11 protein-coding genes are annotated in these 9,845 nt (G+C 71.2%); 6 read left to right on the forward strand and 5 right to left on the reverse strand.

Going from position 1 to position 9,845, the window contains the following annotated elements; all coding sequences use genetic code 11:
• The 3 genes from V7793_RS26745 to V7793_RS26755 all read left to right on the forward strand — a co-directional run.
• The coding region (locus tag V7793_RS26745; RefSeq protein ID WP_336010800.1) for a nitronate monooxygenase at positions 1–563 on the forward strand (563 nt) is incomplete at its 5' end.
• Positions 560–1,312, forward strand: a complete 753-nt coding sequence (locus tag V7793_RS26750) for a 16S rRNA (uracil(1498)-N(3))-methyltransferase (RefSeq protein WP_336010803.1) — start codon at positions 560–562, stop codon at positions 1,310–1,312. The genes V7793_RS26745 and V7793_RS26750, both read left to right, overlap by 4 nt.
• 86 nt (positions 1,313–1,398) lie before the next feature.
• Positions 1,399–2,145, forward strand: coding sequence for a helix-turn-helix transcriptional regulator (locus V7793_RS26755; RefSeq protein WP_336010806.1), 747 nt, complete (start codon positions 1,399–1,401; stop codon positions 2,143–2,145).
• Between the two features lie 423 nt (positions 2,146–2,568).
• Here the strand turns inward: V7793_RS26755 and V7793_RS26760 are convergent, their stop codons facing one another.
• Complete coding sequence (locus V7793_RS26760) at positions 2,569–2,763, reverse strand: DUF397 domain-containing protein (RefSeq protein ID WP_336010809.1); 195 nt, start codon at positions 2,761–2,763, stop codon at positions 2,569–2,571.
• An 11-nt stretch (positions 2,764–2,774) separates the two neighbouring features.
• Positions 2,775–3,626 (reverse strand): helix-turn-helix domain-containing protein, encoded by an 852-nt coding sequence (locus V7793_RS26765; protein WP_336010811.1) that lies wholly within the window; start codon positions 3,624–3,626, stop codon positions 2,775–2,777.
• Positions 3,627–3,787: 161 nt separating this feature from the next.
• On the opposite strand from V7793_RS26765, the gene V7793_RS26770 reads away from it, so the two are divergent.
• The 3 genes from V7793_RS26770 to V7793_RS26780 all read left to right on the forward strand — a co-directional run bounded on the left by V7793_RS26770 (position 3,788) and on the right by V7793_RS26780 (position 5,592).
• Positions 3,788–4,237 (forward strand): hypothetical protein, encoded by a 450-nt coding sequence (locus V7793_RS26770; RefSeq protein ID WP_336010814.1) that lies wholly within the window; start codon positions 3,788–3,790, stop codon positions 4,235–4,237.
• Complete coding sequence (locus V7793_RS26775; RefSeq protein WP_336010816.1) at positions 4,234–4,401, forward strand: DUF6255 family natural product biosynthesis protein; 168 nt, start codon at positions 4,234–4,236, stop codon at positions 4,399–4,401. The genes V7793_RS26770 and V7793_RS26775 overlap by 4 nt, the downstream gene beginning before the upstream one ends.
• A 210-nt stretch (positions 4,402–4,611) precedes the next feature.
• On the forward strand, positions 4,612–5,592 hold the full coding sequence (locus V7793_RS26780; protein ID WP_336010820.1) for a GlxA family transcriptional regulator: 981 nt from the start codon (positions 4,612–4,614) through the stop codon (positions 5,590–5,592).
• Between the two features lie 15 nt (positions 5,593–5,607).
• Here V7793_RS26780 and V7793_RS26785 read toward each other — a convergent pair whose 3' ends face one another.
• The 3 genes from V7793_RS26785 to V7793_RS26795 all read right to left on the reverse strand — a co-directional run.
• Positions 5,608–6,369 (reverse strand): hypothetical protein, encoded by a 762-nt coding sequence (locus V7793_RS26785; protein ID WP_336010822.1) that lies wholly within the window; start codon positions 6,367–6,369, stop codon positions 5,608–5,610.
• A 324-nt stretch (positions 6,370–6,693) separates the two neighbouring features.
• Positions 6,694–9,066 carry a galactose oxidase early set domain-containing protein gene (locus tag V7793_RS26790; protein ID WP_336010827.1) on the reverse strand — a complete coding sequence of 791 codons (2,373 nt, stop codon included), beginning with the start codon at positions 9,064–9,066 and terminating at the stop codon, positions 6,694–6,696.
• 65 nt (positions 9,067–9,131) lie between these two features.
• Positions 9,132–9,845, reverse strand: a 714-nt coding sequence (locus V7793_RS26795) for a GtrA family protein (protein ID WP_336010825.1), incomplete at its 5' end; no start/stop codon positions are given.

Raw genomic sequence — 9,845 nt, forward strand, 5'->3', positions numbered from 1 at the left:
ACGGCGCGGGCGCCGGCCTCGGCCTGCTGTCCCTGATCGCCCAGGTCCGCGCCGCCGTCGACCTCCCCGTGATCGCCACCGGCGGGCTGATGCGCGGCGAGCAGATAGCCGCCGTCCTCGCCGCGGGCGCCGACGCCGCGCAGCTCGGCACCGCCTTCCTGGCCTGCCCCGAGTCCGGCGCCCACGCCCTGCACAAGCAGGCCCTGACCGACCCGCTGTTCGTCGGTACGGAGCTCACCCGGGCCTTCTCGGGCCGCCCCGCCCGCGGGCTGGTGAACCGTTTCATCCACGAGCACGGCCCGTACGCCCCCGCCGCCTACCCCCAGGTCCACTATCTGACGGCAGGGCTGCGCAAGGCCGCCGCCGAAGCGGGCGACCCGCAGGCGATGGCCCTGTGGGCCGGCCAGGGCCACCGCCTCGTCCGGCCCCTGCCCGCCGCCGCGCTCATCGAGACGCTCATCACCGAACTCGATGCGGCACGGGACACATCGAGGCAGGGGGAGCGGGGCACGGTACGGGGGAGCGAGACGCGGGGGAGCGAAATGCGAGGGAGCGAGTCATGACAGCGCCGGTGTTCCTGGTCGAAGAGGACGCCCTGACGGGGGTCTTCCCCGGTACCGTCTTCCCCCTGGACGGCCCCGAAGGGCGCCACGCGGTCTCCGTCCGCCGCCTCCGGGTCGGCGAGGAGATCGGCCTGACGGACGGTCAGGGCACGGGCGCCTTCGGCACCGTGGCCGCCGTCGAGGGCAAGGACCGGCTCGACGTCGCCGTGACGTCCGTACGCTCCGAGCCGCAGCCCGAACCCCGCATCACCGTCGTCCAGGCCCTGCCCAAGGGCGACCGCGGCGAGGTCGCCGTCGAGACCATGACCGAGACCGGCGTCGACGCGATCGTCCCCTGGGCCGCCTCCCGCTGCATCACCCAGTGGAAGGGCGACCGCGGCCTGAAGTCCCTCGGCAAATGGCGCGCCACCGCCCGCGAGGCCGGCAAGCAGTCCCGCCGCCTCCGGTTCCCCGACGTCGCCGAGCCCATGACGACCCGCCAGGTCGCCGGGCTGCTCGCCGGTGCCGCCTTCGCCGCCGTCCTCCACGAGGAGGGCCACAGCGCTGCGCTCGCCACGGCCCCGCTGCCCGCGACGGGCGACATCGTCCTCGTGGTCGGCCCCGAAGGCGGCGTCTCCCCCGAGGAGCTCGCGGCGTTCGCCGAGGCGGGCGCCCAGCCGTACCGCCTGGGCGCCAGCGTCCTGCGTACGTCGACCGCGGGCACGGCGGCGGCCGCGCTGCTGCTGGGGCGGACGGGCCGCTGGTCCTGACGGCGGGAGCCGCGCGGGTGCGCGCGTAGGACGACTTCGAGAGATATGAGGATGACGGGGGTCACGAGGGGGGAGCGAGTTCTGTCATGGCAGCACAACTCCGCACACGGGACTACGGGCGCATGCTCGACCTGGTCGTCGCGGTCCTGGAGCACGAGGACCTGGGCTCCGCCTGGCACCTGATCGCCCGGGAGCTGCTGGACTCGCTGGGCTGCGACTCGGCGACGTTCTCGGAGGTGTGGATCGCGGAAGGCACCGGATCCGTACGGGGCTGGGCGCCGGACGCCCTGACCGAGATCGTCGACGGCCTGGTCGAACGACGGATCCTGCAAGGCCACCCGCTCCTGGAGTACGGGATGACCGAGCAGGCCCCGGTGAAGATCACCGACATCTGCGACGACTGGCGCAACACCCAGTGGTACCGGGAAGCACGCCGGGACTTCGGCGTCACCCAGCAGGTGGGCGTCCCCCTCGCCTGCGAGGACGGCAAGATGTGCGTCGCCCTCGTAGGCCGCCGCGGCGACTTCGGCGACCGGGACCTCGCCTTCCTGACCCGCATGCAGCCGGTCATCCAGACCATGGCCAACCACGTGTACGAACTGCGCCGCCTGCGCAGCGCGGTCGTTCCCGCCGTGGGAAGCGATCTGACACCGCGGGAGGCGACGGTCCTCGGGCTGCTGGCCGAGGGCCTCACCGCCGCCGCCATCGCCCGCCGCCTGACGATCTCCCCGCACACGGTGAACCGCCACCTGGAACGGATCTACCGGAAGCTCGGCACGAACAATCGTGTCTCGACGCTGATGGTGGCGCGGCAGGGCGGGCTCGTCGCCTGAACGGTCGGGCACGGTTGGCCGGACGGTGACCAGCAGTCCTCACGGAAGCTGAGGGCTGACGGCCGCGCGCCGTCCGAGTCGCTTTCGGTCGACCCTCGTCGCGGACTAGCCCTCCGTGGCTGCCCCTGAGGTCGCACCACGACCGGAGACGGCCCGGGCTCTGCCCGGGCGCAGCGCGGTAGGAAGATCTTCCTATGGCCCGGTGGGACGCACGTCGGCAAAGCTGTCTCGTACGGAACGGCCGTGGCCGGCCGCCGGATACGGGGGTACCGGCGGCCCGCCGGGTCAGCTCGCGCTGAGCGTTCCGGATTTCACGCGGGTGACGAGGGCGCGGAGCGCGGCCGGGGTCGTGGCGAGGACAGCGTCGGGGGTTCCGCTCTCGCGGAGGAGCACCTCTCCTGACGGAGCCGCAGTCGGCTATCGCTAGCGAGCTCGCTTGAGCGTTCCGGCCTTTATGCGGGTTATGAGAGGCCGGAGCCTGTCCGGCGGCATGGCAATTATGTCGGCGGGGGCGTCGCTCTCGCGGAGGAGCACAGTGCCGCCGGGGGCGATGGCGAGAAAGACGCAAGAGTTGCCGTGCTCACTGTAGGTGGACTTCTGCCAGCGCAGTGCGGTCACATCTACTCCTCTCAAATGGCCTTAGCGATGTCGTGGATGAGGCTGCGTGACGCTTCGGGGTCGAGGGCGACCGTACGCATGCGATCGAACATCGCGAGGTACCTCTCCAGCTGTGCTGGCGCGTCAATGAGCTTGCCGTCGTATGCGACGTCGAGTGCGACAGTGTCGAGTTGGGGGACCGGTCCGTGGAAGTAGTCGATTCCCCCACCGGTACTGGGAAAGGACACGCCAAAGGGGATCACCAGGATCTTGATGTTCTCCCGCTCGCTCATGCTGATGAGGTGTTCGAGCTGACTCTTGGCTACTTCGGTTCCGCCGAACCGCATGCGCAAGGCGGCTTCATGAATGACTGATTCGTAGGGTGGTGGGATTTCCCGATGGAGGACGGCTTGGCGTCTGATCCGATGGGAAACCCGATGTTCGATCTCGTGGGGCAGGAGTGTCGGTACTGCCTCGCGGTAGATGGCGCGTGCGTACTCGATGGTCTGGAGCAGACCAGGGATGTTCACCACTTGGGTGACGCGTAGCGCCGTTGCGTGATGTTCGAGTTCGGTGAGGTCGATCAGAGTTGCCGGTAGCAGCTCGCGGTATTCCTCCCACCAGCCGCGCTTACGTTCGCCTGTCATCGCGACGAGCGCGTTGACGAGTGACTCGTCCGAGCAGTCGTATGTGCGTGCCAGCGCACGCAATCTGTCAGCGCTTACGCCATAGCGCCCGGCTTCGATGTTGCTGATGCGCGACTGCGTGATGCCCAGCCGGGCGCCCGCCTCCGTGGCGGACAGGTCGGTGCGCTCCCGAAGCCTGCGGAGTTCTGCGCCGAGGCGGCGTCGGCGCACGGTCGGTAGAGGCATGCTGGGCGGCATCGTGCTCCTCTTGCTTCGCACGTGAGTGTGCACCATCGCTCGATCAGGTTGTAGTGGACCGCAGTCTGCTCATTCAACGGACTGCAGTCCGCGCGGGCCGCTACGGTGTGGCGCAGGCCACTCGGTGTGGCCCAAGCCTGAATCTTCGCCAGGAGGCTCGCATGGCCACCGTATCCGGATCGCAGCCGTGGACGTACACCCTCGAACTGCCACGCGATCCATCCGCACAGGCGGTCGCGCGGGCCGTGCTGCGGGCCGTACTCGGCGAGCGGGGGATGCCGGAACTGGCCGGCGCCGCCGAGGTGTTGACGGCCGAGCTCATCGCCACCGCTCCGGCCCCCGCAGGGGGAACGCTGCGGCTGAGGCTGCGTGGGGGTGAAGGCGGGGGCCGACTGCAGGTGAGCGTGGGTGGCCACATCACGGAGGTGGCCGAGCAGCACGCCCGCGCAGCGTCGACCGTGTCGCTCGTCGGCTGCAAGGAATGCGCCGAACTGGAGGCGGCCCGCCGCGAGGCGGAAGCGTGCGGCGGGGACAGGGCCGTGGACGCGGCGATCGCGCTACGCAGGCACTTCCGCAACGCGCACCGGCTGGCCGAAGGGGCGATCGGGTGACCACCGTGGTGGGAAGGCTCGTGGCGTGGTGCGCGCACGCGACGGGGTGGACGCAAGAGGGGGACGCGGCGAGGTGCGACCACTGCGGGACCCGGCGCTTCACGGGATACGGGGCGCTGCTGATCCCGGAGTTGCCGCAGTGGGACGTGGGCAGCGGCAGGTAGCGGGTGGCGGCTGTCCGGGCTGGCGACAGGACTCGGGCGGCCCGGCGCCCGACCGGCCTCAGCGGCTCATGGGGGCGGGCGTCAAGGCTGGCTGGCAGGGGGGGGGCGGCCAACGCCCCACCCCGCCCCCACCCGCAACCCGGCGAATTTGCCCCCCGTCGGCCACGCCGTCCCCCTGTCGGACGTGACCCGTCCCTTAGCGTTTCCGGCGTGAAGATCTCGGTTCTGGTCGTGGACGGTGTGTTCGATTCCGGGCTTGCGTCCGTGCTCGACGTGCTGCAGACGGCCAACGAACTGCGCCACGAGGTGCCGCAGCCCCCGCCGCCGTGGGACGTGACCTGCGTCAGCCCGTACGAGACGACGGTGCGGACCGCCGCCGGGCACCGGGTGGATGCAGTTCCCCCGAACGCGGCCCCCGTGCCCGACGCGCTCGTCGTGCCCGGGGTCGGGCACAGGCGGGCGGGGCCGCTGGCCGAGTGGGTGGCCTCGCCGGACCGGGAGGCCGAGAGGGAGCTCGTGCGGCAGGCCCGGGCCACCCGTACGGCTCTGGCCGCCGCCTGTACCGGCACGTTCCTGCTGGCGGAGAGCGGCGTGCTCGACGGGCAGCCCGCCACCACCACGTGGTGGCTCGCGCCGGACTTCCGGCAGCGCTATCCCGAGGTCCTGCTGGACGAGACGCGCATGCTCGCCCACGCCCCGGGCGTGACCACGGCCGGCGCCGCCACGGCGCACCTGGACCTCGCGCTGTCGCTCGTGCGGGACCGGAGCCCGGCCCTCGCGGAGCTCACCGCCCGCTACCTGCTCATCGACGGCCGCCCCGCCCAGGCGGGCTACGCCGTGCCCAGTCACCTGGCCCGTACGGACCCGCTGGTCGCCGGCTACGAGCGCTGGGTGCGCGAGCACCTCGAACAGCCGCTGCGCATCGCGGACGTCGCCCGCGGCCTGGGCGTGAGCGAGCGCACCCTGCAGCGTGCCGTCGACCGTGTCCTCGGCATGTCGCCGCTGCGCTTCGCCCAGCGCATCCGCCTCGAACAGGCCGCTCACCTGCTCCGTACGACCGGCCTGCCCACCGACGCCGTGGCCCGCCGCGTCGGCTACGAGAACGCCACCACCCTCACCACCCTCCTCCGCGAACGCCTCGGCACCACCCCGGGCCAGCTCCGCCGCCAGGCCCCGGCCGGTGTCTCCTAGGGCCGGGCCGGGCCGTCATGCGGTGCGGTACCACTTGTGGCTGCTCGGGCCGGAAACGTCGGGCGTGCCCAGCCAGTCGTCGAGGGGCGTACCGGGCTCGCTCCGCATGCCGTCCGCCTTGCGCGGGTCGCCCGCCGTGAGCTCCTGCGCCAGGCGCTCGGCCTGTGCCGCGGGGTCCTCGCCGGTGACCGGTCGCACGGTTCCGAAGTGGCCCTTGAAGGCCAGGGCCCCGTCGGGCTGCAGCGCGTAGTCCTGGAAGAAAAGGCGGATCTCGTCGAGGGCCCCCGGCGGTGACCAGACGGCACCGACTTCGCACGTCCAGGCGTCGAGCCAGCCCGTGCGGGTGCGGAGAATGCCGCCGAGTATCCGGGCGACGGCCGCGGAAGGCCATTCCCAGCTGCGGTCCTGGACGGCCCGCTCCACTTCGGCGTCGTACTGTCCGGCGTCGAAGCGGTACTCGCCGGAATGCGGGGCGCCGTCCCCGGGCTCCTCCCACTGCCAGACCACCGTGCCGCCCTCGCGCCGCATCGTCACGTCGAGGGTGCGGCAGGCGCACGGGCACCACGCCGCCAGTTCCACTTCGTGCGGCGTGTCCCCCACGGAGAACGGTCCGCCGGGGAGCAGCCAGTCGCGTGCGTCGCCGCAGATCGCCCCGTCGTGGTCGCGCTCGACGACGTCCACGCCGTCGATCAGCGGGCGGACCTCGGGGTGGTCGTACCGGTCCCGCGGATCCGAAGGGATCACGCGGATACCGAAGACGTGCAGGCGTTCGGTCATCCACCCAGCTTCGGCCCGGCCCGCACCCGCTGTCACACCGTTTTCCGCCCCGCACTTTGCCGACGGAGGTTGGATGACCTGTGGACCTGTGGACCTGTGGACCTGGGAGGGGAAATAGTGAACCGGCTTTCGCCGGAGGAGGTTACTTCGCTCGCTGCCCTGGCCAGTGCGCAGCCTCTGTCAGCCGCCGGGGCGGGGGCACAAGCACAGACACCGCAGCCGGTCACGGGGCCCGCGGCGGAGTGAGCGAGCGAGCCCTGCTGCCGGCTTGGTCTTCGCCGGCAGCAGGGCTCGCTCCTCAGTTCCTCAGTTCCCCCTACGCGCTCACCCGCACGCCTTCCCGTTCCCGTCCGGATCCAGCCTCAGCGGGTCGTCCTTCCCGTTCACCCTCAGATTCTTGTAGCCGTGTTTCCCGAGCCATTCGCACCGTGCCTTCGTCGTCGGTGCGACCTTCGCCGGGAACACCGTCGGCACGCACACGTTCTCCGCGCCGTAGTGCCGGTCGCAGCCCGCGACCTGGGTGTCCACCTTCACCGATGTGCGCTTCGGTTCCTGCTTCTTCTCCGCGGAGTGCGGCATGCCGCCCGCGAAGCCGTGCACCATCGGGCTCGCCTCCGCCGCCGTGGCCTGCGGTCCGCCCAGGTGCACCCACGACGCCACCGACGGGACCCCGGCCGCGTCGACCGCGAAGAGCATGTACCAGCCGGGCGGCGCCAGGTTGGGGTTGCTGGTGATGTTCAGGTCGATGGTCCTGCCGTCCGGCCCGACGCTCATCGGCAGGTCGACGAAGCGCTGGTTGGGGTCGGAGGAGTGGGTGACGGCCGCCGGGCGGATCAGTTCCGCCTTGACCACCGGGCGGTCCACCGTGATCCGCTGTGTGCTCGCGTAGCTCCACCGGTCCGTCGCGACCGACGTGATCTGCGGGCGCGCGCCCTTGTAGAGGTACGGCGGGGTGTAGATCGACACGTGGTCGTCGAAGGTGCCGTTGCCGGGGTTGTCGCCGACGGCCATCACCCGGCCGTCGGGCAGCAGGAACGCCGACGAGTGGTACGTGCGCGGGATCGGGTCCGTCGCCAGGCCCGGCTGGAAGGTGTTCGCGGCCGGGTTGAACATGGACGCCTCGTAGACGGGGTCGGCCCGGTCGTGCAGGCCGCCGCCCGTCTCCAGGACCTTGCCGTCCGGGAGGAGGACCGCCGAGACGTACATCTTGCCCTGGCCGCCCGTCTGCGGCTTCCGGTCCTGGCCCTGGTCGACCTCGCCCTGCGGCAGCAGCGGGCCGGGCGCGTACGCCGGGTTCGGCTTCTTCAGGTCGATGATGTCCGTGTGGCGGTTGGCCTCGGGGTTGGTGTTGACGTTGCCGCCGCCCATGGTCAGGACGCGCTGGTCCTGCGCGGGCGGCAGCAGGACGCTCGCGGACTGGTCGCGGTGGTCCTTGTCCTGCAGCCCGGGCACGTCGGTGATCTTGTTGGCGCCGTAGTCGTAGACCGAGGCTCCCGTGCCCGGCGTGCCGTTGCCGAAGACGTGGCTGCCGGAGTAGAACAGCCGCCCGTCCTGCATGAGGATCATCGACGGGTAGAGGCCCCAGTACGACCAGGTCTGGTTGACCTCGTTCATCGGCAGCCACTTCTGCTGCGCCTGGCTGAACTTCTCGGCGGTGACGCTGCCCGTGGAGTCCTCGCGCAGCCCGCCGAAGGAGATGACGTCGCCGTTGCCGAGGATCGTCGCGGACGGGTACCAGTGGCCGTCGTTCATGTCGTTCGTCTTCACGTACGACTCGGTCGACGGGTCGAAGAGGTACGAGTCCTTGAAGCCCTCGTAGCCGTGGCTGCCGTCCGCCGCCGGGTAGGCCTTGTTGCCGCTCATGATCAGCACCCGGCCGTCGGAGAGCTGCACGTGGCCCGCGCAGAACATGTCGACCGGGGTGGGGACGGTCTTCATCGCGCCGGTCTTCGGGTCGTAGACCGCCGAGGTGAACGTGCCCGCCTTGAACATCTCCGGGTCGTTGCCGGAGCCCGCGACGAGCAGGACCTTGCCGTTGCGGAGCACCACGGAGTGCATGCTGCGGACGGGGTTCTTGAAGGGCATCACGGCCCAGCTGCCCTTGGTGCAGGCGGCGCCCGCGGTGCAGACGTCGCCGGGGGCCGGCTGGGTGGCGTCCTCCATCACGTAGTCGTCGGTGGTGACCGTGCCCGTGCCGTACACCGAAACGCCCCAGGTGATCTGGTCCGTTCCGGGCGGGACGACGGGCGTACGGACCTGCGTGCGCGTGTAGCCCGCGCTCACCGGCAGTGTCTTGAGGTCGGTCCAGTACTGCCAGCCGTCCTTGACGTCGTGCCGGAAGACGGTGACGGACGCGTCAGGGGTCGTCGACTTGTACCAGAGGGACAGGTCGTACTGGTGGGACGGGCTCACGTTCGGCGCGCAGGAGGTGTCCTCCAGCATCAGGGCCTTGCGGTCCCCGCTCAGCCGCCGGGTGAGCGTCACCGACATCGCCCGCCCGCCGCTGTGGGCCTCGGCGGCGCCCGTCAGGGCGTAGGTGAAGTCGTTGTCGCCCCAGCCGGACTTCTGCCAGCACGTCGGCTCGCCGTTCGCGCGGACGGACTCGAAGCCGGGGTTCACCAGCAGGTTCGATCCGGCGCTGGCGGGGCCGGGGGCCGACAGCAGCAGGCCGGCGGAGGCCGTGCAGGTCACGAGCATCGCCGTCGCCAGCCGTGCGCGTCTGCCGCGTCTGCGGCGTTCCCTCAGCGGGTTCCGTCCCGTCGTCAGTGGCATGCGTCCGTCCCTTCTCCACGGTGCCGCTCGCGGCTCTCGGGGCCCTTGCGGGCCTTGCGCGGCAGATAGACCAGGGCCTCCGTCGCCGCGAAGCGCAGCACGAAGGTCGTCAGCAGGGCGATGACCGTCGCGTGCAGCACTTCGCGGTGCAGCACGCCGACGAACAGCGCGATGAGCGGGATCCGCAGCAGCAGATCGGCGTTGGCGAGGAGCGCGAAGCGGCTCACCCGGTCCGCCCAGTGGCGGTGGCGGCGCCGGTCGCGGAAGAGCAGCACCTCGATCAGGAGGAAGTTCCACAGCACGCCGAGCTGGTTGGCGGCGATCTCCGCGGGTACGTAGTGCAGCCCGGCGCCCGTCAGCAGGTGCAGGCCCAGCAGGTTGGGCAGGAAGCCGGTCAGGCCGATGAGGCCGAACACCAGCATGCGGGCCCAGGGGGCGGAGGTGCGCAGCGTCGTGAGGTGTCCCAGGAAGCGGAGTCCTTCGCGGGCCGAGGACTTGGACTCGCCGGAGAAGCGGTCCTGGAAGGCGAACGGCAGCTCGGCGACGGACGCCGGGCGACAGCGCACCGCCAGCTCCATGAGGATCTTGTAGCCCAGGGGGCGCAGCTCCTCCGTCGTCGCGACCGTCTCGCGCCGGACGGCGAAGAAGCCGCTCATGGGGTCGCTGATGCCGCGCAGCAGCCGGGGGAAGGCGCCCTTGGCCAG

The organism is Streptomyces sp. KLMMK, from assembly GCF_036961605.1.
Taxonomy (GTDB): domain Bacteria; phylum Actinomycetota; class Actinomycetes; order Streptomycetales; family Streptomycetaceae; genus Streptomyces; species Streptomyces telluris.

Excerpts from the sequence above, each read along its gene's own strand:
- V7793_RS26750 (WP_336010803.1), top strand. The coding sequence starts at position 560 with ATGACAGCGCCGGTGTTCCTGGTCGAAGAGGACGCCCTGACGGGGGTC.
- V7793_RS26755 (WP_336010806.1), top strand. The coding sequence starts at position 1,399 with ATGGCAGCACAACTCCGCACACGGGACTACGGGCGCATGCTCGACCTG.
- V7793_RS26765 (WP_336010811.1), bottom strand. The coding sequence starts at position 3,626 with ATGCCGCCCAGCATGCCTCTACCGACCGTGCGCCGACGCCGCCTCGGC.
- V7793_RS26770 (WP_336010814.1), top strand. The coding sequence starts at position 3,788 with ATGGCCACCGTATCCGGATCGCAGCCGTGGACGTACACCCTCGAACTG.
- V7793_RS26785 (WP_336010822.1), bottom strand. The coding sequence starts at position 6,369 with ATGACCGAACGCCTGCACGTCTTCGGTATCCGCGTGATCCCTTCGGAT.
- V7793_RS26790 (WP_336010827.1), bottom strand. The coding sequence starts at position 9,066 with ATGCTCGTGACCTGCACGGCCTCCGCCGGCCTGCTGCTGTCGGCCCCC.